Raw genomic sequence first — 21,985 nt, 5'->3', positions numbered from 1 at the left:
TATGACCGGACCCGCGGCGGAAACGTTGAAGAATGACGATTTTATTTGCCGGCGGATGCCTGCGGCGGAGTGTTCTTCGGGTCCATGGTCTTCAGCAGCTCCGGAGTGACGTTGATCAGAACGGGGCCGCTTTTGGGGTGCGCCTGGGGGGGGACGAAGTAGGAAAAGGCCCTGGCGGGCAGTTGTCCCGGGATTTCCGGCATGATGTAAACCTCCACGAGAACGGCGCCCTTTTTGCCGTTAGGGCTGTCGGAAAAGTTCAGCGTGAGGGAGTTGGTTCCGTCCCTCAGCCCGCCGGAAATGATTTCCGCCAGGCGCGTGTTGTCGAATTCATGCGGGGAAATGTTGTTTACGTTCGCCTTGACGGTGCGGCCGGGGCAGTCCACCAGAATTTTTGCGATGTATTTGGGCGGCGGGCAGACAGGCGGCACGGCGGGAATTTTTCCAAGGGGCTGGAAGCCGTCCTGCTCCATCAGGACGGTGGCGTCGCCGCGCTTGAGGCGTTCCTTGACGGCGGGCAGGCGGGTGAGGTTGAAGAAGCGCGCCTGGTCGTATTTCCATTTGCCGTTTTCGTGGGTGAACAGCAGGACCAGGGCGTTGGAGTCCGTCGGTTCCTGGCCCAGCCCCAGGTCCACCTTGCCGTAGTAGGTGGCCGCGGCCGTGGGACCGTCCACCACGGAGCCCACGTACATCAGCGGGGCGAGCGCGGGCGGAGCCATGGGCTGCCGGAACAGGGAGGCGGGAAAGGGGCGTTTTTCAGAGACGGCCAGGTTGCGCACTTTCACCTGGCGGTAGGCGGAGGTGGTGGCTCTCCAGCCGTCATAGTTGCCGCGCAGCAGGTGCAGGCGCCATGTGTTGTAGGCTACGTCCAGATCGTCCCTCAGTTTGGCGTCTCCGGGCCGGGGGGCGGCGGAGGCGGGGGCGAGAAGAGCTGCGGCGCAGCAGGCCATGGTGAGAATGGAGCGGAAAGTCATTACACGATTATTTAGACATCAAACTTGCGCGGAGTGCAACACAATTGCATCATGAAGCCGTTCTTATGGAATTGTTCACGGAAGCCGATCATCTGGCGGAAGCCCGGTACAGGAAACTGTTGCGGGAACAGCCCGGCTTTGTGTGGAGGCGGTTTTCAGACGGTGAGGAGCTGATGGCCTACGTCTTTTTTCCTCCTGGCCATCGAGAGGGCGCTTCCGCGCCCTCCGTGCTGTTTTTTCACGGCGGCATGTGGGTGGGAAAGAGCCTGGGGGATTTTGTGCCATGGGCGCTTCACCTTGCCCAGCAGGGAATTGTGGGGATTATTCCCATGTTCCGTACGCGCGGCGCTTATGAGGTGGAGCCGATGGATATTCTGGAAGAGGGCCGGGAAGCCTGGGCCTGGGTGTATGAAAACGCCGCCCTGCTGGGTCTGGACCCGGCCCGCATTACCGTAGCGGGGAGCGATGCGGGAGGACTGATGGCCCTGCATGTGGCCCTCCCCGACCATCCCGCGCGCTGGTCCCTGTTCCGCAGGAAGGCTCCCCTTCCGCCCGGTCCTGCCGCCGTGGCCCTGTTCCGCGGCGTGTGCGATCTGGCGGCGCAGTCCGCCTTTAAACTGGGAGGCATGATGCCCCCTGACCAGCGGGATGCCGTCAATCCCCTGCGGCGCGTGCAGAAAGGGCTGCCTCCCCTGTTCGCGAGCCATGGCGGAAGAGACAGGCTGCTGCCGTGGCGCAATAGCGAGCGGCTGGCGGAGCTGTGGCGGAAAAAGAAAAACCGCTCCAGATTTGAGCTTCTGGACGTGGCGGACCACACGTTTTACCATTTCAATGTAAATGCCGCCTATTTTGAGCAATTGCTCAACAGTTGGAGTTCCTTCATGGTGGAGCAGGGCATTTGGGAATATAACGAGGGAATGGACGCCGGATTGCTGGGCTGACCGGAGAATACCGCCCGTGAAATACACGGCGGCAAGGGTGGGGCTTTCCTGTCAGCGGCCGCCCAGCATGTTTTCCCGGATTTCCTGCATGTCCCGGCGGAAGGCGGGCTGCGTCTGCGGGGTAGGCGGCTGGATATCCCATTCCTTCATCTTTTTGCGGACCTTGAGGAATGCCTCCTGCTCGCTGGCGCCGTATTTCTTGCAGACGGTGGAGAGGGTCAGTTCCGGTCCCGTGAAGCGGCCCTTGAGGAAGAAAGGCAGGTCGTGCTGGCACGCGCGCCGGAAGTCCTCCGGGCATCCGTCCGTCCTGATGGGGGCGAACAGTTCCCTGACCTGGCTTTCCCGGATGCCCGCGGTGTTCATGCAGATGGCGGTTTCCATGTAGGCCAGCGTGAATTCCAGCATGACCCGTTCAATGGATTGCCTGGCCTGGGCCAGTTGGTCCGGGGTAAGGCCCATGACCTGGGCGCGCAGGGCGGCCAGGGCTTCCAGGATGGCCTTGGGGTCGCCGCAGGTGCGCGGATCCATGCGGGGGATTTGTTCATCCTCGTCGTAAAGGGGAATGGGCGGATGCACCCGGGAATTGATCTTGAACAGTTTGCCCTGGAGCCGTTCCCGGAGGTCCTTCAGGCTGACGCCGTACTTGCGCAGGACGGGTGCCGCGTAATTGCGCCCCGGCTTGTTCGTCTGCCGCAGCCATGCTTCCTGAAAATCAGAGGGGCATTGCTGAAGGCCCGCCGCCAGCATGGCGTTCCGGAAGTCCTCCGCCTTGGGCGTTTTATTGGCATAGGCGTGGGTCCATTCCATTTCCAGCATCCAGATGGCGGTGAGGCCCAGGAATTGTTCAATCGCCTGTTTGGCCTCCGCGGGTTCCGGTGCGGGAAGTCCCGCCGGAGCGGCGGCGGAGGACGGGATGTGCCAGCAGAACGGGAACAGCAGGGCGAAAGCCAGGAACGGGCGCAGCAGATGCATGGGGGGAAGGAAAGAGGGTTGGGAAGGGACGGCAGCGCTCATTCGGCTGTCACGGTAACGTCCAGCGGGCGGTCGGAAACGGGGAATTGCAATTCATAAAAACCGTTGCCCAGGTTCTTGACGGGAACGTTCCCTGCCTTCACGGGGCTTTTCCCGCGCCAGACGACGACCGGGCCGGATTCCTTCACGCGGAAGCGGAGGCTGTCCGCCCCGTATTCCGGAGCGGCGGCCAGGGCGCAGGGAGAGAGGAATTTGTCCCCCCTGCCGATGACGGCCCAGCCCCGGACGATGGGCGCCATGATGAACAGGCGGTCCTTGAAGCCCGTTAGCTTCACGTCCAGGTCCGGCTGTGCCGGGGTCAGCGCGCGGCCTCCCTCTGCGGAATAGGCGGCGATTCCCTCCGCCGGAATGGAGGCATAGGCTTCCGCCGCGTTGCCGTTCAGCAGGGCCGCCGCGTTTTTATAATCCCCCAGGGAAATTTTCCCCTGCACCGGTTCCGCCGGGGAGGGGTGTTTGAGGTTGTACAGCACCACGGCGGCGCTTTGGCCGGGCAGCGGGGCGATCACCCGGTACAGGCGGTTCTCGTTCAGCGCATCCAGAAAGACGGAATCCGGCAGGGGGACGGCAGGGGCCAGCGGCCGCAACAGAAGGCCGTCGGACCAGACCAGGGGCATGATGTTTTCCGGATTGAGCTTGTCAGCCGGGTCTGAAAGGTAGACGGGGCCCCCGGATACGGCCTTGGAAACGGCCATGAGGCGCGCGCTGGTGGGGTCCGTGGAATGGAACATGTCATGGTCCGGCCACGCGGTCTGCCCCAGCCAGAGCGTATTGGCGTAGGACTGGAGGATGTGGGACTTGCCCATGGCTTCATCCCCCAGCTTGTAGTCAATGCTGCACCGGGTGATAGCGCTGTAGCGGGTATTCTGGATGTTGACGGTGCCCTGCGCCATGCAATTCATCAGGCTGAGGCCCGTCTTCCGGCATGCCTGTTCCAAGGCTTCCGAACACTTGGTGTTGTGGCGGACCGGGTTGTCCAGGCCGTCCGCATGTTTCAGGTATTCCGCCTGCACGTCGATCTTCACGAAGTCGAACCCGGCGTCCTTGACGGATTGGAGAAAAGGGTTGTAAAACGCCCCGGCTCCTCCGGGGCCGTCACCGGGGAGGATTTTCCCCTTGGTAGTGCTGACCAGCCCGCGGGCCGTCTGGGCGTCCAGCCGGTGCTTGGGGTGGATGCCGTTCCAGAGGCCGTAATAGCAGTTCCACAGGCCCATCCATTTCAACTTGGAGCTTTTGTGCTTCATCAGGGGCTGCCAGCCCTGCGGGAATTTGTCCTGGCGGGTCTGGAAGCTGATCAACTTAAGCCCTTCCTGGGTCTGGAACCCGTCGTCCACCAGCATCCACCGGACGGGGATGGGGGAGGCCTCCAGTTGGCTGGCCGTTTCTTCAAGCAGCTTGGAGGAGATGTTCTTTTTATACTGCTCCCAACTGCACCATCCGAGGTACTTGAAGGGTTCCGGATAAACCTTCTTTTCCCGGGGAAAGGTTCTGCCCTTGATGAAGGGGAGGGAAAGGGCTTTGTTCCAGGCGGCGGAGCAGGCGCGGTAAATATCCTTGTCCACGGCGGTGACGGCCAGGACGGGCTGCGGTTTGGCGGTGGAAGTTCCCAGCGTGCCGGATTCCACAAGGAATTTGCCGTCTCCGTCAAGCTTCAGCCACGTGAGGGAGTCAGGGGTGGCGACGGGCAGCACGGCCATGAAATTGCCGTCCTTGAGGTGGAACAGCGCAAACATGGCGTGGTCCCCCGGTTTGGCGGTGCTGGGGTTCGGCTTGCTGTCCAGCAGGTTGCCGGGAGCCGTCCGGCCGAACCAGGGCAGCACCCGGTTGCCGTCTCCGGGCCAGCGGCCGCGGTCCGCCGCGAACCAGCAGAAGGACTGGTAGGGAGGTACCTGAAGGGAACGTGCGTTTTTTCCCGGCAGCGGGGGAATGGTGGATATCCGGGTTTGGGCGGCGGCAGTCCAGATGCTCAGGGCCGCCAGGACAAGAGCCGGGAACGTGAATGCTTTCATGGGAATCATCATTAGGTTAAGGAAGGTGGCAGATGGACTAGCAGGAGGGCAGGGAGGGTCGCTTCCCTGCTTTTCGGAAAAAAAGCCGTTGCGCCATGATGGCAAAGCATTTGCCGGAGACGAGCAAAAAATGATGTTTCCGCCTTATTTTGCTTCTTTTTCCATGTGGAAAACGGATTGCTAATCCGTTACGGAATAGTTCCAATGCCGCATGGTGCGCCGCAAGCCCCTCGGCATCCGGACGCCAACCTGTGCAGCAATGATTTCTCTTTCCTGAAATTCAGTATATTCCGACGGAATATATGTATTTCCACACCCGCAAAGGCTCGCGGCTCTCAACGTACCGACAACGCAACGGAGGAAGCCTTTTCTCCGGAGAAACAGACTCCCATTATAAAACGACCGGGCAACATAAGCACCTTTCCCTTAAAATCAGAGCTTGACGCCGGATTAGCAATCCGATATTAGAAAAAGCAGGGTTCCAAGTCTTGGCTTCTGACCGCAGAACGCTCCCGGGAGCGGATTTGTGCAGCAGTCCGGCGATAGGTGCGGATCCATTCATATCCATATTTAACTTTTGATTTTATGAAGAAAACCTTATTCACTGCTTCCTGCGTCCTGGTTGCCTTGTCCGGCCTGGGCGCAGCGGCCACCTATCAGTGGACGGGAAACGGGGACGGATCCTCCTGGACGGACGCGGACAACTGGACGGAGGCCGGCGTGCCTCCTACTACTCTCGGCGCGGGAAACAGCATCATCATCAACAGTGACGCCTCCATCTCCACCGCCGGCGCGGGGAGCCTGAATTACAGGAATGTCGACCAGTTTGTTCTGAAAGGCACGGGTACTCTCAGCAACAATACGGGAGGGGCCTTGGTTTTAGGGAACGTGGACATGGACAAATCTTTTTCCCTGAACTCAGGCAATACGCAGCTCTGGGGCAACTTGACTATTGATTCCAGCATCAATTCAGGAGCGCTGGGAGGCGGGCTGTCCACGGGGTATGTTTGGGATTTCGGATTAAACGGACGTCTTGCGACGACCAGCCTCTGGATCAATGCGAGCGGGGGAACCATCCAGGCCGCCATTGATCCGTACACGACCACCGGAACCGTCGGGACTGCGGTGCGAGAACTTTTAGGTCAGAACGCTTCCTCCTCCTCGGGCGGCAACGGCTTTGATACGGTTGACTATGTGGTCAGGGACGCTGACGGGAATATCCTGACCCGTGCGGACGGTCCGCTGGAAGCCACGGAAGAAAATGTGGGCAAGTATTGGATCACCACCAATGGGGGAGCCTGGGCCAACGTGAAGATTCATTACATCACCGGAGCGGCTCCCGTTCCGGAACCTGCTGCGGCAGGCCTTTCCGCCGCCGGTCTTCTGCTGGCCCTGCTGCGCCGCCGCCGGATGCGTTGAGCCGGGCGTTGCTGTCCGGACTGGTTTTCGGAAGCGCCTCTCCTGCACGGGAGGGGCGTTTTTGTTTATCCGGTCATGGCCACCGTTTTTAGCGGCTGTCCGGTTCTCTCCGGATGGGAATATTCATAACGGGGTGTTTTCCGGAGAAAGCCAGCCTCATGGCCGGGAATTTCATCCACGCCGTCACTTGGCCGGGCTTTTGGCGAAGGATATGCGGCGCCTGTAAAAAAAGAGCAGAACCAGCCATTGCAGCAGGAGAAGGGAAACGGCGAGCAATACGGGCTGGAAAGGCGGGAAGAAGTCCGCCGCGCCGCTGAAGATGCGCTGGTTGAGTTCATGCACGTTGAGCAGGGCGTGGATGAGGTAGGCGGCCAGGGCGTTGACGCCGATGACGCGGAGGGGAAAGGCCCATTTGGCCCATTTTCCGCCGTTCCATGCGTCGACGGCCAGATGGAACAGGGACAGAAGCATCAGGGAGATTCCGGCAGCGGCCAGAACGAAGGTGCCGGTCCACATGCTTTTAATGATGGGATAGGCGCCGTCCAGCATTCGGGCGGCGGAAAAGAGGAGGATTCCCGCTCCCATCATCGCCATGCAGAGGCGGACGGAAGGCAGGCGGCTTTCCTTCAAAAATTTTCCCGCCAGCCATCCGCCCATGCACAGGGCGGAAGCGGAGGCGATGCAGAGGGGGCCTTCCGGATCAAAGACGCCTCCGTGCAGACGGCCGGGAAGCCAGTGCATGTCCACCCAGGAGTTGACGGAGCCGTCCGGCGTGAAGCTGCCGCAGGTGAATTGAAGCAGGGCGATGAGGCCCAGAAGGCCTCCCGCCGCCGCGGCAATCGCTCCCGTGCGGCGGCACAGCAGGATGCACGTGCCTGCGATGGCGCAGGAGAAGCCGATCAGGCCCAGAACGGAGGTGTAACGCATATCCTCCGTCCAGGTAAGCGTTCCGTTGACCAGGAGGCCCAGGAAGGCCAGAACGAAGGCTCGTTTCCAAAGGTGGAGAAGCCCGGGGGCCGCAGAGGAGTTTCCGCCGGTGTATTTCGCCAGGGAGAAGGACATGGAAACGCCAGAGATGAACACGAAGACGGGGAACACCAGGTCATACAGGTGCAATCCTGCCCAATGGGCATGCGACATCTGGCGCGCGGCTTCCCGGAGGAAGGCGTTTTCCGGATTTCTGGAGGCCAGGAGCAGGACCAGAGCGTCCAGCCCCAGGATGATGAGCATGTCCAGCCCGCGCAGGGCATCCAGGGAGTGCAGCCGGGGGGAACGGGCGGGAACGGAAGAGGAGGCGGTCATGGCGGCGGGGAGGAAGAACGGGAACAGGTACGGACGGAAAAGGGCGTCTTTATCAGGATTCCTCCAAACATGCCGGAACAGAGGGGAATCGTGCTTGATTTCCACGGGGGAAGAGGGTAAAGCAGGCCGCATGCCGCGCTCCCCTCTCGCCTTTCTCCTTTTCCTGTGTGTCTCCCTGCTGCTGGCTGCCTGTTCCTCCACGCCCAAGACTCTGCATGGCAAGCCGTTGATGAAGGACGGCAGGTACTCTTCTTCCTATGACGCTTTTGTAGCGGACCCCCAGTACCGCTTCACGCGCGACATCTGGTACCATGACGAGCGCATCCGGCAGGCGCAGACGCGGAACAGCAAAATCGTGATTCATTTGAAGGACCAGCGCGGCGTGCTGTGGGTCAACGGCCAGCCGGCCATGAACTTTCCCGTGTGCACCGGCAGATCCACCCATGAGACGCCCCGCGGCAAATTCTCCATCATTCAGAAGGATGCGGACTACCGCTCCCGGTCCTATGGCAGCGTGTTTGATGCAAGCGGCCTGTGCGTGAATTCGGACGCCACCTCTTCTTCCCGCGTGCCGTCCGGCGGCAAATTCATCGGCGCCAAGATGCCGCTGTGGATGCGCATTCACGGCGGGATAGGGCTGCATGTGGGCACGGTGTTCCGGGACGCCAATTCCCACGGGTGCATCCGGGTGCCTGTGGAGGCATGCCGCATTTTGTTTGACAAATGCGGCATGGGAACAACCGTAGTAGTTCAGGAATAGGCGCGAGCGTGAATAATCGTTGATTCCTTACGGTGCATCTGTCACACTCCTGCAAGCTGATGAAAATGAAGGTTCTGATACGTTCCCTGGTATTGCTGGCCGGGTTGGCCGCCTGGACGGCGGATACGGCCTGGGGCCAGTCCTCGTCACGCCATTCGCCTTCCCGCGGGGGAACGCCCGTGCGCCAGGCTGCGGCGCAGCAGCGTGGAGAAGATGACGCCGTGGAAACGGTTGACCTGGGGGATAAGAAGAGGGAATCCGGCACGGCGTCCGGTGAACGGGAAGGCGTGGCTGACGCCCCGGAAATGCCCAAGGAAACGGAGAAGGAGCAGAACGGCCTGGATTCCCTGTCCCTGATTCCCTCCCTCAAGGGGGGAAGGATGGATGCGGCGCGGGAAGCGCACACCAGCACGCGGCCTTCCGCCAGAACCATGGCCCTGCTGATTCCGGCTCCGCGCGGTCCCATTCTGGACCGCAACGGAGAGCCTCTGGCAGTGACCTCCGTGGCCTACCAACTGGCCCTGCGGTTTGAAATTTTTGAAAATCCCGACCGTTCCCGCGTAGTGGACTTCGGGCGCAACTGCCTGGAACAGGCTAAGAAAATTGCTGGAAAAGCGTGGTCCTTTTCCGATGACCAGCTCTGGAAGCACTATGAGCACCGCCGCTGGTTGCCTCTTCCCCTTACCAACGTCATCCGCGCGGAGGAAGCGGAAAAACTGAGGGACAAGGTGAAGGGGGTGCGCGGCCTCCAGTTGCTGCCCATCTACATCCGTTCCTATCCGGAAAAGGAAATCGCCGGACATATCATCGGCTATGTGGGTTCCAAGGGAAAACTGCCTACCGGCCCCATCAACCATATGGACCCGCTGTGGGAACAGGTGGAAGGCCGCGCGGGACTGGAAAAGGAATTCAACAAGGACCTGACCGGGACGCCCGGCGTATGGCGCCTGATGTTTGACGAGGACGGCAACAAGATTCTGGATGAACTTCAGATACGCCCCAAGCCCGGCGGCGCCATCGTCACCACCCTGAACCTGAAATGGCAGCGGGATGCGGAACGCATCCTTTCCCGCGGCAAGAGGCGCGGCGCCATGGTGGTGCTGGACTGCGTAACGGGTGAAGTGCTGGTAATGGCCTCCACGCCGTCCTATGACCCGAACATGTTCATTCCGAACATATCCCAGAAGGATTACGATGCCCTGCGCAACGACCCCGCCGGACCGCTGGGCGCACGCGCCTTCCAGGGGCGCTACCCCCCCGCCTCCACCTTCAAGGTGCTGACGGTGGCCAGCGCCCTGAAAAACAACAAGATCACGGAAAATACGCAGATCTACTGCCCGGCATCCATCACGATCGGCAACCACGTTTTCAACAACTGGAGCAAGACGCCCCTGGGGGACATCAACTGCATCCGCGCCCTGGCGATGTCCAACAACCCGTTCATGTACCAGATGGGGCTCAAGCTGGGAGCGGAAGCCCTGATGGATACGGCCCGCGCCTTCGGACTTGGCGAGCGCACCGGGCTGCCCATTCCGGACGATCCCGGCCTGGTGCCCACCAGCGACTACATGATCCGCAACTACAAGCGGGATTTCATGTCCGGAGACGCCGCCAACCTTTCCATCGGCCAGGGAACGCTGCTGGTCACGCCTCTCCAGGTGGCGCACATGATGTCCGGCGTGGCGAACGGCTACCTGCCCAGGCTCCAGCTCATCAAGCAGATTCAGGACGGCAACGCCAATGTCATTTACGCTCCCAAGCCGCAGGAGGTCCAGCGCCCCCTGCCGGCCTATGAACGTGCCCTGTCTAGCGTGCGCAAGGGCATGAGGGAGGTGATTGAAGGCGGCACGGGCGGCCGCGCCCGCCTGTCCTATTCCAGCATCGCCGGCAAATCCGGCACGGCCCAGTGGGGACCGGAACGGGAAGACAAGCGCCTGGCGTGGTTCGCCGGCTTTATGCCCTGTGACAATCCCCGCTTCGCCTATGTGGTGCTGTATGAAGGCCGCGCCCACGAACGGCTGGGCGGGGGCGCCGCCGCCGCCCCCATCGTGAAGGAATTCTTTGAGACGGAGAAGAAGGACATCAAGGCCATCATTGACCCGCCCAAGGACGACATCCCGGTAGCGGAACCGGTGGAGGAAACCCCGGAAACGGCTGCCGCCGCCCTTCGCGAACGCGGGGGATCGCCTGCCGTAGTGCCGGACAATCTGCCGCCCGGCCTGTATGATCCGGAAGGAATGGAGCCCATCAAGGTTCATGAAATCCCTGCCGATCTGGACGACTCTTCCGATGCGGAAATCAAGGCGACCCCGGTGGGCGGTTCCTCCGGGCATGCCAGGCCGTCCGCGCCTTCCTTGTCGGAGGAGCCTTCTGCCGCACCCCTCACGCCCCGACGCGGAGATTCCGACTACATTCCCGGCCTTCCCCATCAGATTCCCCGCCATCTCAACCATTCCTCTCCCGTAAAAGCTCCCGCGCCCCAGGCCCCCCTTCCGGAGGATGACATTCCCATGGCGGAACCTCTTTAGACCGGCTTTTAAGGAAGGCGGAATCGTCCGGCAATGCTTTTCAGGGCGTTCGCCGTAACAGGGTCATGCATGGCCTTTGGCCCGTTAATGCTTTTCATTGTGCTTGCGTCATTGCGGGGAAGCGCCTATATAATGCGGATGGTGCGCGTCGATGAGACTGTTGCCGTAAGGAGCGGCGCTTTTGTTGGATGGCATCATGACCCCTACGTTTAAAGATAATGAAAACGCATTATTTCTACTCCATACCCTGTTTTGCGCTGACCTGCGCTCTTGCCGCCTGCTCTGACGACAATAAATCATCTTCCGCCAAGGCCGGACAGGATGCCGCCGGCTTAACCCCGGCTTCTTCGCTTGATCCCTCCGCCCCCGTTGCTTCCGATCTGGTGGCGAAGCGTGCGGAACGGCTCGGAATCGCCGCCCTCTTTCCCATGGACATGGGTATTGTAGCCGGTGTTTACGACGTCCCCGGCATGATCAGGAGCGTTCAGAATCTGAACATGGTCAAAACCTGGGGTTCCTGCTCCGCTGGGGAAGACGCTGATGAATCCATAGCCATTCCGGGAGAGGATGCACCCAAGCCCGTCCGGAAAAAGTGCTCCGTCAACACCCCCGTCATTGACGCGATGATCGGCTTCGGCCCCGAATGGGCTCCGTGGATGGACAGCGCCCAGTCCGCTTTTACAGGCATGGGATTGCACCAAATGAAGGGAATTCTGTCCGGTTATAAGCTTTACCAGGATTTAATCAATGGTAACAAGAAAGCTAGTGACGCAGAAGTGGAAGTAATGGGCAACAGATATACTGAAATGCTCATTAAGTGGATTGATTTGGTGGATATGCGCCCCTCTCAGGCCGCGACGGCTCCCGTAATGGTAGCCGCCAAATTGACGCCGGAAGCCCTTGCCCAGGCCAAGGCTACCCTGAAGGACGCCAATCTCCCGGAAGGCATGGAACTGCACGGCATTGTTTCCCTGTATGACAAGACCTACAACGGCCTGGCTTGCAAGGTAGCGGAAGTGGACTGCAAGAAACTGCGGGCGAAGCTGGAAGAAAGGCTGGAAGAGGCTAAAGCCCAGATAACCGTCTCCCAGGAAAATCTGGACCGTCTCAAGGCGGCTCTCAAGCGTCTGGACGAATCCAAGCTGTATGTGGCCGTCGCTTTCGTGGATGATACCCTCGTGGGCTTTATAACCACCAATCCTGAAAAGCAGGTCCGCCTGGCGGCTTCTCCCCAGGATTCTGTTCTGGCACGTCCGGATTTCTCCATGGCTGACGCCCAGCTCCAGTATCCCGCCTATGGCCTGATATTTGCGGACAAGGCTTGCGCCAAGGGCCTTATTAACCTGGACATCGCCTACTACAAGGGCATGTTCTCCGGGTTGAAGGACCTGATGCAGACGGTAGGCACCGACTGGAAGATTGCCGATCTGGCTCCTTCCATGGCCGCGCTTGATTCCATGAAGGGCCGCCTCCTTGGGCTGTATGAAAAGGTGGCGCAGAATGCCACGCCCGTTTCCTACTACGCGTGGCAGGACCAGGGGGTGCATGTGGAAGCCTGCACGTATCCGCTTGAATTCTACCTCCTGGACGCTCCCTCCTCCATGAACTCCGTCCGTCCCGGGGCGGATACGGTGCTGTATTCTTCCTTCCGCATCAATCCGCAGATTGTTGACATGGGCTGCACCCTGTATGAAAACATCGCGCAGATCGGCTGGGATTACGGCAATGCGTATATTTCCAACCCGAAGCATGACGTAAGCGACCAGATCCGCATGGTTGCCCCCATGCTCCAGATGGCCCGGCCCACCATTGAAGAACTTTGGAAGGCGTACAAGACCGCACTTTCCGGCCTTACGGATTCCGGCGTGTTCATCATGGACATGCAGGGCGCTCCCAGCCCCACGCTCAAGAATGTTCCGGCCCCGCGCTTCTCCGCGGCTTATGAAGTGAAGAACCGTGCCGCCTTGGGCGAAGCGTGGCAGAAAGTGTCTGACGCCGCCAAGACCATCGTTACCCTGGCCAGCCAGGGCAAGATGACGGAATTGCCCTCCCCCAAATCCTCCGTGGAAGGGGATGTCACCACCTACGATTACGAGTGCCCGCTGGGCGCCGACCTGAATCCGGTGGTGAGCGTTTCCGACACCCGCTGGGCCATCAGCATGCCGAAGGCCTTCGGCATGGAAGTCGTCAAGGAATCCATGAAGGCCCCGGGGCAGGTGGCTCCGCTGGAATTCCAGCTTAACCTCGTTCCGGTCCGTGATGCCCTGAAGAGCGCGGCGGAAGGCAACAAGGATATCCGGAAGGCCGTGGAAACCCTGGACGTGATCACCTCCGACGTCACGGGCGTGCATGCTACGGGGCGCAAGGGCGCGGACGGCAGGGACGTGTATCACATCCACGTTATTTCCGCTGCCAAATAACAGGGGTTTCCCATTGGATTTACAGGCTTCCGGGAAGAAATTTCCGGAAGCTTCTTGTTCCTGCCGTTCTGGAAGTTATCTCCGGAAAAATTTTTTAATGCCCGGAAGAAAAAACGGAGTTTTGCAACGGCAAGCCTGCAGCCGCCTTAAGATTATATACAAATGTATATAATTTGTGCGCGTGCCAAGTTTTGGGCTTGCCAAGGGGGAGGGGAGAGTACACAATCAAAACCGTCAAATAAAGGGAATGGCTTCCCTTTTCCCGTATTTACAGGAGTTGGCGCGATAATGGTAAAAGATAGACGATGAGCAGATTTTTCCAGTTCCTGTGGTTGGCGGCGTTGGCGGTGCCCGGCATGATGGGCGGCAGCGCGTGTGCGGCGGAGGAAGGAGCGGAGCACGGACTGGAGCAGGCCGCCCCCCACTTGTTCTCCATTCCGCTTCCAGGCGGCATTGAACTGCCGGTGTCCAACTCCATGCTGATGCTCTTTCTGGCGGTTCTGCTGATAGGGGTGGTCGTATGGTTCGCCACCCGCTCCATGCGCATTCTGCCGTCCCGGTTCCAGAATGCGGTGGAATACTTCTTTGAGACTCTGTACAACTTTGTGGAATCCCTGCTGGGGCCGCGACTGACGCGCAAGTACTTCTGGTACTTCGGAACCATCTTCACCATCATCCTGGTCAGCAACTACATGGGGCTTCTCCCCGGGGTAGGGACCATCACCTATAACGGAGTGCCGCTGTTCCGCGGCGCGAATGCGGACATGAACGTGACGATGTTCCTGGGCATCTTTTATGCGCTGATGTGGCTTTACTGGTCCATCCGGGAACAGGGCCTGAAAGGCTTCTTCATCCACTTGTTCGGGCCCAAGGGAAGACTGCCCGGCTTCATGGGATTCGTGCTGGTGCTCATCTTCATCTTCGTGGGGCTGGTGGACGTCCTGAGCATTACGATCCGTCCTATTGCGCTGGCGGCCCGTCTTTACGGCAACATTTACGCCGGGGAAACGATCATTGACACCATGGCTCACATGTTCGGACCCGTCCTCAGCGCCCTGTGCGTACTCCCGTTTCTGGCGATTGAGCTGCTGGTGGGCTTCATCCAGGCTCTGGTCTTCCTCCTCCTGACGGCGATTTTCCTCAAACTGCAAGTGGGGGACGGGGATGCCCACGGCCATGCCGCCAAGGATGAGGGAAAAGAACCATCCGTGCCGGACAGCCTGCCGTCCGGAAAGGCCTCATAAGCCGCACCGCCAACTTTCCGTTCCGGACCATGGGCAACCTGTGGGGGGACGTTCAACAAAAAACATAAACCATACCAATAACATGATTGATCCTACCGCAATGACCTCCCTGGCCGAACTGTCCGGCAACGTGGGCTTCGGCCTCGTCACCATCGGCGCCGGCCTCGGCATCGGCCTCATCGGCGCGAAAGCCGCGGAAGCCACCGGGCGCAACCCGGGAGCCTCCTCCCCCATCATGGTGATTGCCATTACGCTGGCCGCCCTGATTGAAGGCGTGGCCCTCATCTCCATCTTTGTGAAATAACCCGGAGGCCCCGTTCCCGGAGGGAGCTTCTTCCGCTCCGGGGCGGCGCAGCCGTTCCTGCCGGTCCGGAAAACTTCCGGCATGTTTCAACCCGTTCATTTTATGCTGAATCTCATAGCCGACCAGTCCTGGAATCCCTTTGCGCCCTTCGGGGTGACAAGCTGGGAACCCTTTGTTGCCAACCTGATCGCCTTCATCCTGATGGTGGTGATCCTGCGCTACCTGGCGTTCAAGCCCATCCAGAACGTTCTGGAAAAAAGGCGCCAGCGCATTGAGGAGGGAGAGGAAATGCGTGAGGAAAGCGAGCGCCAGCTGGCTTCCGTGAAGGAACAGACGCATGAAATGCTGGTGGAAGCGGGCGAAAAGGGACAGGAAAAGATAGACGCCGCCAAGGCCGCCGCCTCCCGCCTGCTGGAGGAACAGGAAACCGTGGCCTCCCAAAAGGCGGAGGAAATAGTCAGAAAGGCCCGGCAGCTTGCGGAACTGGAACAGCAGAAGGAACGCGAAGCGCTGAAAGAACAATTCGGCCAGCTGGTGGCCCTGGCTGCCGCGCAGGTCACTGGAAAAATGCTGACGGAAGAAGACCAGCGGAGAATCAACCGGGAAGCGATCGACAGCCTGGATTCCTGATACGCTTTATGAAGATCGGAAAGGACACGCTCAATGCCGCCCGCAGGCTGTTCCGGCTCTGCATGGACGGGAATACCGTGGCGGAGGACCGCGTGCGCCTGATCGCCCGGAAAATTGCGGAACGCAAACCCCGTAACTATGTCGCTCTGCTGACGGCCTTTTCCCGCATGGTGGAATACGCCGTGAAAAGCCGTACGGCCACCATTCAAAGCGCCGTACCGCTGACAGAGGAGGAACGCTCCCAAATTCAAGCCAAGCTGACGTCCAAATATGGCGACGGCCTCTACTACCACTGGGAGGTGGCGCCGGACCTGCTGGGGGGCATCCGCATCCAGGTGGGGGACGACGTGAAAGACGGTTCCGTACGCTCCAGAATCGACCGTCTGGCCGAGATGGCCCGCAATCTTTCCAATTAACCAACGAAACTTTTTTCCATGAGCAACATACTTCAAGAACTCGAAGCAGAAATTAAAAAAGCCACGGCTTCCGTCAGCCAGGAAAACGTGGGCGTTATTCGTTCCGTGGGGGACGGCGTCGCCAAAATCGAAGGGCTGAGCGGCGTGATGCTCAATGAAATGATTGAGTTCCCCGGGGGCGTGATGGGCCTGGCGATGAACCTGGAAGAACATGAGGTGGGCGCCGTGATTCTGGGGGATGATTCCAATTTGAAGGAAGGGGACCTGGTCAAATGCTCCGGACGCCTTCTTTCCGTGCCCGTGGGGCGGTCCCTGCTGGGCCGCGTGGTGAACACGCTGGGAGAGCCGATTGACGGCAAGGGGCCGATTGAGGCGGAAGCGTATTATCCTGTGGAAAAAATCGCCTCCGGCATTATCTCCCGCCAGTCCGTCACTGTTCCCGTGCAGACGGGCATTCTGCCCATTGACGCCATGATTCCCATCGGCCGCGGCCAGCGCGAGCTTATCATTGGGGACCGCGCCACCGGGAAAACCGCCATTGCCATGGATACCATGATCGCCCAGGCGGACCAGAACCGCCTGGCGGAGGAAGGCAAGCTGCCGGACCACCAGCCCCTTTACAACATCTACGTGGCTATCGGCCAGAAGCGCGCCAACATCAGCCGCCTCGTGGCAAAGCTGGAAGAAACGGGCGCCATGAAATACTCCATCGTGGTGGCGGCCTCCGCCTCCGACCCTGCCGCCATGCTGTACCTGGCCCCGTATGCCGGCTGTGCGATGGGCGAATACTTCATGGACAAGGGGGAGGACGCCCTCATCGTCTACGACGACCTCTCCAAGCATGCCGTGGCCTACCGCCAGATTTCCCTGATTCTGCGCCGCCCCTCCGGTCGCGAGGCGTATCCGGGGGACGTATTCTACCTGCACAGCCGCCTGCTGGAACGCGCCGCGCGCATCAACAAGGAACACGGCGGCGGTTCCCTGACGGCCCTCCCCATCATTGAAACGCAGGCCGGGGACGTTTCCGCCTACATCCCCACAAACGTCATTTCCATCACGGACGGCCAGATATTCCTGGAAACGGACCTGTTCTACCAGGGGGTGCGCCCCGCCATCAACGTGGGCATTTCCGTCTCCCGCGTGGGTTCCTCCGCCCAGACGAAAATCATCAAAAAGCTGGCCGGTTCCATCAAGCTGGACCTGGCCCAATTCACGGAATTGCAGGCCTTCGCCCAATTCGGGTCCGACCTGGACCCCAGCACGAAGGCCAAGCTGGCCCGCGGCCAGCGCATCGTGGAACTCTTCAAGCAGAACCAGTATGAGCCCAAATCCCTGGGGCTGGAGGCCGCGGACCTGTACGCCATGCAGAAGGGGTACTTTGACGATGTTCCGGTGGACAGGATCAAGGAATGCCAGAACGCGTGGGAAGCCACCATGAAGGACCAGCATCCGGACCTGCTGGAAAGCATCCTGAGGGAAAAGGATCTGACGCCGGAAATAGACGCGGGGCTTAAAGCCGCCATTGAATCCTTCAAGCTCAGTTGGAACTAACGATTACGGGAGCACTGAAACATGGGCAACCTGAGAGACATCAGACGCCGGATCAAATCCGTCAAAAACACGTCCCAGATCACCAGGGCGATGCAGATGGTGGCCTCCGCCAAGATGCGCCGCGCCCAGGACCAGGCCGTGAAGGGGCGCCCCTATGTCCGCGCCCTGGCGGAAGTGCTCTACCATCTCCAGGATGAAATAGACACCAGCAACAGCCCCCTGATGCAGATCCACGGCGGCGCGGACCTGGTGCTGCTGGTGAACACGGACCGCGGCCTCTGCGGCGGCCTGAATGCCAACCTCATCAAAATGACCCGGGAGCACGCTCCGGAAAATACCCACTACATCACCATCGGCCGCAAGCTGAACGCCGCACTGGCCAAATGGAATGAACGGCTGGAAGCCACCTGGAGCCTGACGGACCCGCTCTCCCTGCTGGAACTGAAGCCGGTGTTCGACTTCATTGTGCAGAAATTCAAGGCGGAGGAATACGGGCGCGTCTTCGTAGCCTTCTCCGGCTTTGTGAACACAATGGTCCAGAAGCCTATCTTCCGCCAGCTTCTCCCCATTGAACCGGAACCGTTGATGAAGATGGCGAAGGCCGGGGGCGCAGCCCTGGACGGAGAAGACGCCCATAAGCAATTCCTGCTGGAACCGAGCCCCGCCGCATTGCTGGATACCATCCTGCCTCTTTACGTCTTCCACGGGCTGGTCCAGATCGTGCTGGAAGCACGTGCATCCGAGCACTCCGCCCGCATGGTCGCCATGAAGGGGGCCACGGAAAACGCCAAAAACATCATCGACGGCCTTACCCTGGATTACAACAAGGCGCGCCAGACGCAAATCACCAATGAACTGTTGGAAATCACCACGGCCATGCGCGCCATGGAATAACGTGGACTCCGCTTCTTTCACCCCTTTTTCAAACAAAACCCTCATCCCTTCCATTTCAACACCAAGTTTTTCTCATGATGAATAACACAGGCACTCTCGTTCAGATCATCGGCGCCGTGGTCGATGCGGATTTCTCCCAGGCTGAAACGCTTCCCGCCCTGCTCAATGCCCTGGAAGTGGACTATGAAGTCGACGGAAAGCGCAAGACCCTGGTGCTGGAAGTCCAGCAGCACATCGGCGACGGCTGGGTGCGCGCCGTGGCCATGAGTTCCACGGACGGCCTGCGCCGCGGCATGCGCGTGCGCGATACGGGGCACCCCATTGAGGTACCGGTGGGGCAGTGCGTTCTTGGCCGCATCTTCAATGTGCTGGGTGAAGCCGTGGACGAACGCGGCGCTCTCTCCTGCTCGGGCATGAAAAGCATTCACCGCAGCGCTCCGCCGCTGGACGAGCAATCCACCAGCACGGAAGTGCTGGAAACGGGCATCAAAGTAATCGACCTCATCTGCCCTTTCCTGAAAGGCGGCAAAATCGGCGCCTTCGGCGGCGCGGGGGTGGGCAAGACCGTGCTCATCATGGAACTCATCAACAACATTGCCAAGGCGCGCAGCGGCCTCTCCGTCTTTGCGGGGGTGGGGGAACGCACCCGTGAAGGGAACGACTTGTACAATGAAATGATAGAATCCGGCGTGATTAATCTGGAAAAGCCGGAGGAATCCAAGGTGGCCCTGGTGTACGGCCAGATGAACGAGCCTCCCGGCGCCCGTCTGCGCGTGGCCCTGTCCGCCCTGACGATGGCGGAATACTTCCGCGACGAGGAGCACAAGGACGTTCTTCTCTTCATTGACAACATTTTCCGTTTCTCCCAGGCGGGGTCGGAAGTGTCTGCCCTGCTGGGTCGCACGCCGTCCGCCGTGGGCTACCAGCCAAACCTGGCGGAGGAAATGGCGGACCTTCAGGAACGCATCACCTCCACCAAGCACGGTTCCATCACCTCCATGCAGGCCGTGTACGTTCCTGCGGACGACCTGACGGACCCGGCTCCGGCCACCACCTTCGCCCACCTGGACTCCACGGTGGTGCTGGAACGCTCTTTGGCGGCCCAGGGGCTCTTCCCTGCGGTGGAGCCGCTGTCCTCCACCTCCAAGGCCCTGGCTCCGGAAATCGTGGGGAACGAGCATTACGAAGTGGCGCGCGGCGTGCAGATGGTACTGCAGCGCTACAAGGACCTTCAGGACATGATTGCCATTCTGGGCATGGACGAGCTTTCGGAAGAAGACAAGCTCATCGTGAGCCGCGCCCGCAAAATCCAGCGCTTCCTCACCCAGCCGTTCCACGTGGCGGAAGTCTTCTCCAGCATTCCCGGCGCTTACGTGCCCGTCTCGGAAACCGTCCGCGGCTTCAAGGAAATCCTGGAAGGCAAGCTGGACATGGTTCCGGAAGACGCCTTCTTCATGCGCGGCGGCATAGATGACGTCCTCAAGGAAGCCAAATAACCCTTTTCCCGTCGTTCCAAACCATGAGCATGGAGTTCAAAGTCATTACCCCGGATGAAGTGGCGGTTGCCGCCACCGTGGAATACGTTTACCTGCCCGGCAGTCTCGGGGAGATGGGCGTGCTGGAACATCATACGGCCCTGATTACCTCCCTGGAACCGGGAGAACTCCGCTACAAGCCCATGGACGGCCCTGAGGAAAGCATGGTGGTGGGCACCGGCTTTGTGCAGGTTAATGACGACCACGTCCTGATGGTGACCGACCTCGCCCTCAACTCCTCCCAGATTGACGAAGGCAGCGTGGAACGGGCCATTCAGGAAGCGCAGGAAGTGTTGAAGGCCCGCTCGGAAATGTCCCGCGAGGAACAGGCCCGGTTTGAGGCAAACCTGACCAAGCAGATCATGATGCTCAACTTCAAGCGCAAACACAAATCCCCAGGCAGATGATGGCGGAAGACTGGAACGACACGTTTTACGACCTTTTCCGCGAGGCGGTGGGGCGTTACCATGAAGGCCACAGGAATGTGGACGGCTTCTTTACGGACCAGGAAATCATCTTCCTGTCCTCCATCGGCTGCCGCACGCGGGAACTGTTTGACTTTGTGGAACTCTATGCCCGCACGGGAGAACCTTCCCCCACCACGGTACTATTGATGGCCGCGGCGCGCAGGGACTTCTTCCTGACCATCCAGCACGGGCAGTTTTACCAGGGCAAGCCCGTCATCGGGTATGACCTGCCGGGCTTCGGGGATGAACTCAGCGGCCTTCCCTACCTTCCGCGCCTGATTGCCAAGGCGCGGGCCAAGCTGGCCGGCTCCATGGGGGATGACATCATCTACTGCTGTGAGAACGACCGCCGCTTCTTCCGGGAACACGGCAACATCCATCCCGCTGACTTCCTGCGAGTGGTCTGGGCCGCGGGAGACAGTGACCCCAAGGTGTACGACTACGTGCGCCAGTGCACGCTGAGTTCCACGGCCAAACCGGTCGATGGTGAATGATGTTTCTGCATCGTGACGGTGGGAGGAGGCTTGGTGAAGCAGAGCGTTTGTAGAACTGTCGTTCGGTTAGACGGTGCTTCCAGGGAAATCTTATAGGAGGAAAGAAAGTTCGCTGACCGGCGGTATCTAGCGTCCTGGATATGGATGATCAGATGTCTTGTGCTTGATTGGGACTTTAAAGCTGGTCGCTGGAAAAATCTGTATTGTCGCCTTGATTAATCAAGAGAATAAGAAGAAGTATTATGTATTTTACGAAATACCTATGTTGATAATATTATCGTGTATTTGAATACCATAACGTTCGCGGCGTGTTCACACTGGTAATTCTTGTTCTCATGGTAGTCGCAACCATTGAACCAACATCATTTCATTGCCATGAACAACACTTTCAATATCGGCGCCATGGACACCGTCTACCCCTTCATTCCCATGTACCCCAACGGACAGCCCCAGGGCAACTTCCTGGTCAACGGCCTCACCGCTCCCGTCCTTATCCCCAAACGCGCTGCTTCCTCTCCCACCCGTCACGAATAGTCCGGATACCTCAAGGTCATGGCTCCTGCCACCTGTTTTCTCCACCTTCACGCCCGCTCCTCCATTTCCCTTTCCATTCCCGCCAAGGATCTGGAACTCTCCACGGAGGCCGGATCTTCCGCCCCTCTCTGCCGCCAGATCCAGTTCGACCAGGGATACTACTGGTGCCATATCGTCCATCAACACCAGCCCGACCAGGAGTCGCAAGAGGAGTTCTGCATTGCCTTAATGTGCGACAAGGAAGGCGAGCCCGACCTGGATTATTACCTGCTGGCAGAGACCCCGCCGGCCGACAAGCAAGGAGAGACGGTGCTGACGCTGGTCAACCTGTACCAGGAGGTGGAAGAAGGGGATTCGTCGAGCAGTTCGGCGGGGGGAGGAGATTCGTTTGAGTTTGATCCCAAGCCCAGCAGCAGTTCCAGCTCCTCCTCGTCAAGCAGTTCTTCTTCCAGCAACTCTTCGTCTTCATCCAGTTTCCAGCCGAGTTCTTCGGCTCCCGAGCCTCCGGATTCCTCCAGCAGCGCGCCGCCTTCT

At 59.7% G+C, this 21,985-nt stretch carries 21 protein-coding genes; 17 read left to right on the top strand and 4 right to left on the bottom strand.

Going from position 1 to position 21,985, the window contains the following annotated elements; genetic code table 11:
• Nucleotides 1-41 precede the first annotated feature (41 nt).
• The gene (locus HJW02_RS07875) at nt 42-974 is read right to left on the bottom strand and encodes a hypothetical protein (protein WP_022397555.1); all 933 of its coding nucleotides are present in this window, start codon (nt 972-974) and stop codon (nt 42-44) included.
• A gap of 65 nt (nt 975-1,039) precedes the next feature.
• Here HJW02_RS07875 and HJW02_RS07870 point away from each other — a divergent pair, with 65 nt between their 5' ends.
• Nucleotides 1,040-1,915, top strand: coding sequence for an alpha/beta hydrolase (locus HJW02_RS07870; RefSeq protein ID WP_022397554.1), 876 nt, complete (start codon nt 1,040-1,042; stop codon nt 1,913-1,915).
• A 51-nt stretch (nt 1,916-1,966) separates the two neighbouring features.
• Here the strand turns inward: HJW02_RS07870 and HJW02_RS07865 are convergent, their stop codons facing one another.
• Together HJW02_RS07865 and HJW02_RS07860 are read right to left on the bottom strand one after the other, a co-directional pair.
• Nucleotides 1,967-2,887 carry a hypothetical protein gene (locus tag HJW02_RS07865; protein WP_146018259.1) on the bottom strand — a complete coding sequence of 307 codons (921 nt, stop codon included), beginning with the start codon at nt 2,885-2,887 and terminating at the stop codon, nt 1,967-1,969.
• 38 nt (nt 2,888-2,925) lie between these two features.
• Complete coding sequence (locus HJW02_RS07860) at nt 2,926-4,953, bottom strand: Sip1-related alpha-galactosidase (RefSeq protein WP_180971097.1); 2,028 nt, start codon at nt 4,951-4,953, stop codon at nt 2,926-2,928.
• Between HJW02_RS07860 and HJW02_RS07855 the strand changes: the two genes are divergently transcribed.
• Both HJW02_RS07855 and HJW02_RS07850 read left to right on the top strand, forming a co-directional pair.
• Nucleotides 4,952-5,137: a hypothetical protein gene (locus tag HJW02_RS07855; RefSeq protein ID WP_146018258.1), complete on the top strand. Its 186-nt coding sequence runs from the start codon at nt 4,952-4,954 to the stop codon at nt 5,135-5,137. The two genes, HJW02_RS07860 and HJW02_RS07855, sit on opposite strands and share 2 nt — an antisense overlap.
• Nucleotides 5,138-5,538: 401 nt before the next feature.
• Nucleotides 5,539-6,372, top strand: a complete 834-nt coding sequence (locus HJW02_RS07850; RefSeq protein WP_022397551.1) for a PEP-CTERM sorting domain-containing protein — start codon at nt 5,539-5,541, stop codon at nt 6,370-6,372.
• 183 nt (nt 6,373-6,555) lie between these two features.
• Here HJW02_RS07850 and HJW02_RS07845 read toward each other — a convergent pair whose 3' ends face one another.
• The gene (locus HJW02_RS07845) at nt 6,556-7,806 is read right to left on the bottom strand and encodes a DUF5009 domain-containing protein (RefSeq protein ID WP_146018257.1); all 1,251 of its coding nucleotides are present in this window, start codon (nt 7,804-7,806) and stop codon (nt 6,556-6,558) included.
• On the opposite strand from HJW02_RS07845, the gene HJW02_RS07840 reads away from it, so the two are divergent.
• The 14 genes from HJW02_RS07840 to HJW02_RS07775 all read left to right on the top strand — a co-directional run.
• The gene (locus HJW02_RS07840; RefSeq protein ID WP_180971096.1) at nt 7,805-8,434 is read left to right on the top strand and encodes a L,D-transpeptidase; all 630 of its coding nucleotides are present in this window, start codon (nt 7,805-7,807) and stop codon (nt 8,432-8,434) included. The genes HJW02_RS07845 and HJW02_RS07840 overlap by 2 nt on opposite strands.
• Nucleotides 8,435-8,493: 59 nt before the next feature.
• Nucleotides 8,494-10,962, top strand: coding sequence for a penicillin-binding transpeptidase domain-containing protein (locus tag HJW02_RS07835; protein WP_102722694.1), 2,469 nt, complete (start codon nt 8,494-8,496; stop codon nt 10,960-10,962).
• 218 nt (nt 10,963-11,180) lie between these two features.
• On the top strand, nt 11,181-13,382 hold the full coding sequence (locus tag HJW02_RS07830; RefSeq protein ID WP_102722696.1) for a hypothetical protein: 2,202 nt from the start codon (nt 11,181-11,183) through the stop codon (nt 13,380-13,382).
• Between the two features lie 305 nt (nt 13,383-13,687).
• Nucleotides 13,688-14,626 (top strand): F0F1 ATP synthase subunit A, encoded by a 939-nt coding sequence (locus HJW02_RS07825; RefSeq protein ID WP_102722697.1) that lies wholly within the window; start codon nt 13,688-13,690, stop codon nt 14,624-14,626.
• 82 nt (nt 14,627-14,708) lie between these two features.
• Nucleotides 14,709-14,930, top strand: a complete 222-nt coding sequence (locus tag HJW02_RS07820) for a h+transporting two-sector ATPase C subunit (RefSeq protein ID WP_022397545.1) — start codon at nt 14,709-14,711, stop codon at nt 14,928-14,930.
• 102 nt (nt 14,931-15,032) lie between these two features.
• Nucleotides 15,033-15,560 carry an ATP synthase F0 subunit B gene (locus HJW02_RS07815; RefSeq protein WP_022397544.1) on the top strand — a complete coding sequence of 176 codons (528 nt, stop codon included), beginning with the start codon at nt 15,033-15,035 and terminating at the stop codon, nt 15,558-15,560.
• Nucleotides 15,561-15,568: 8 nt separating this feature from the next.
• A complete protein-coding gene (locus tag HJW02_RS07810) occupies nt 15,569-15,976 on the top strand; it encodes a F0F1 ATP synthase subunit delta (protein WP_102722699.1) in 408 nt (135 codons plus the stop codon).
• 18 nt (nt 15,977-15,994) lie between these two features.
• Nucleotides 15,995-17,527, top strand: a complete 1,533-nt coding sequence (gene atpA, locus HJW02_RS07805) for a F0F1 ATP synthase subunit alpha (protein ID WP_022397542.1) — start codon at nt 15,995-15,997, stop codon at nt 17,525-17,527.
• 21 nt (nt 17,528-17,548) lie between these two features.
• Nucleotides 17,549-18,421 carry an ATP synthase F1 subunit gamma gene (atpG, locus tag HJW02_RS07800; RefSeq protein ID WP_102722700.1) on the top strand — a complete coding sequence of 291 codons (873 nt, stop codon included), beginning with the start codon at nt 17,549-17,551 and terminating at the stop codon, nt 18,419-18,421.
• A 77-nt stretch (nt 18,422-18,498) separates the two neighbouring features.
• Nucleotides 18,499-19,917, top strand: a complete 1,419-nt coding sequence (atpD, locus tag HJW02_RS07795; protein ID WP_102722715.1) for a F0F1 ATP synthase subunit beta — start codon at nt 18,499-18,501, stop codon at nt 19,915-19,917.
• Nucleotides 19,918-19,940: 23 nt separating this feature from the next.
• The gene (gene atpC, locus HJW02_RS07790) at nt 19,941-20,363 is read left to right on the top strand and encodes an ATP synthase F1 subunit epsilon (protein ID WP_022397539.1); all 423 of its coding nucleotides are present in this window, start codon (nt 19,941-19,943) and stop codon (nt 20,361-20,363) included.
• Complete coding sequence (locus HJW02_RS07785; protein WP_102722701.1) at nt 20,360-20,917, top strand: DUF5069 domain-containing protein; 558 nt, start codon at nt 20,360-20,362, stop codon at nt 20,915-20,917. Before atpC ends, HJW02_RS07785 begins: the two co-directional genes overlap by 4 nt.
• Before the next feature lie 375 nt (nt 20,918-21,292).
• A complete protein-coding gene (locus HJW02_RS07780; RefSeq protein ID WP_208050625.1) occupies nt 21,293-21,451 on the top strand; it encodes a hypothetical protein in 159 nt (52 codons plus the stop codon).
• Between the two features lie 18 nt (nt 21,452-21,469).
• A partial coding sequence (locus HJW02_RS07775; protein ID WP_208050624.1) for a hypothetical protein occupies nt 21,470-21,985 on the top strand: 516 nt, incomplete at its 3' end.

Source organism: Akkermansia sp. GGCC_0220 (genome assembly GCF_017566105.1).
Lineage (GTDB): Bacteria > Verrucomicrobiota > Verrucomicrobiia > Verrucomicrobiales > Akkermansiaceae > Akkermansia > Akkermansia massiliensis.
The sequence above is the reverse complement of the archived record's forward strand: the minus strand, read 5'-3'. Positions and strand labels throughout refer to the sequence as shown.

Coding starts and splice junctions, on each gene's coding strand:
- atpD (WP_102722715.1), top strand. CDS start 18,499: ATGAATAACACAGGCACTCTCGTTCAGATCATCGGCGCCGTGGTCGAT.
- HJW02_RS07835 (WP_102722694.1), top strand. CDS start 8,494: ATGAAAATGAAGGTTCTGATACGTTCCCTGGTATTGCTGGCCGGGTTG.
- HJW02_RS07845 (WP_146018257.1), bottom strand. CDS start 7,806: ATGCGGCCTGCTTTACCCTCTTCCCCCGTGGAAATCAAGCACGATTCC.
- atpA (WP_022397542.1), top strand. CDS start 15,995: ATGAGCAACATACTTCAAGAACTCGAAGCAGAAATTAAAAAAGCCACG.
- HJW02_RS07840 (WP_180971096.1), top strand. CDS start 7,805: ATGCCGCGCTCCCCTCTCGCCTTTCTCCTTTTCCTGTGTGTCTCCCTG.
- HJW02_RS07810 (WP_102722699.1), top strand. CDS start 15,569: ATGAAGATCGGAAAGGACACGCTCAATGCCGCCCGCAGGCTGTTCCGG.
- HJW02_RS07830 (WP_102722696.1), top strand. CDS start 11,181: ATGAAAACGCATTATTTCTACTCCATACCCTGTTTTGCGCTGACCTGC.
- HJW02_RS07855 (WP_146018258.1), top strand. CDS start 4,952: ATGGGAATCATCATTAGGTTAAGGAAGGTGGCAGATGGACTAGCAGGA.
- atpG (WP_102722700.1), top strand. CDS start 17,549: ATGGGCAACCTGAGAGACATCAGACGCCGGATCAAATCCGTCAAAAAC.
- HJW02_RS07820 (WP_022397545.1), top strand. CDS start 14,709: ATGATTGATCCTACCGCAATGACCTCCCTGGCCGAACTGTCCGGCAAC.
- HJW02_RS07860 (WP_180971097.1), bottom strand. CDS start 4,953: ATGAAAGCATTCACGTTCCCGGCTCTTGTCCTGGCGGCCCTGAGCATC.
- atpC (WP_022397539.1), top strand. CDS start 19,941: ATGAGCATGGAGTTCAAAGTCATTACCCCGGATGAAGTGGCGGTTGCC.
- HJW02_RS07865 (WP_146018259.1), bottom strand. CDS start 2,887: ATGCATCTGCTGCGCCCGTTCCTGGCTTTCGCCCTGCTGTTCCCGTTC.
- HJW02_RS07870 (WP_022397554.1), top strand. CDS start 1,040: ATGGAATTGTTCACGGAAGCCGATCATCTGGCGGAAGCCCGGTACAGG.
- HJW02_RS07815 (WP_022397544.1), top strand. CDS start 15,033: ATGCTGAATCTCATAGCCGACCAGTCCTGGAATCCCTTTGCGCCCTTC.
- HJW02_RS07780 (WP_208050625.1), top strand. CDS start 21,293: ATGAACAACACTTTCAATATCGGCGCCATGGACACCGTCTACCCCTTC.
- HJW02_RS07785 (WP_102722701.1), top strand. CDS start 20,360: ATGATGGCGGAAGACTGGAACGACACGTTTTACGACCTTTTCCGCGAG.
- HJW02_RS07825 (WP_102722697.1), top strand. CDS start 13,688: ATGAGCAGATTTTTCCAGTTCCTGTGGTTGGCGGCGTTGGCGGTGCCC.
- HJW02_RS07850 (WP_022397551.1), top strand. CDS start 5,539: ATGAAGAAAACCTTATTCACTGCTTCCTGCGTCCTGGTTGCCTTGTCC.
- HJW02_RS07875 (WP_022397555.1), bottom strand. CDS start 974: ATGACTTTCCGCTCCATTCTCACCATGGCCTGCTGCGCCGCAGCTCTT.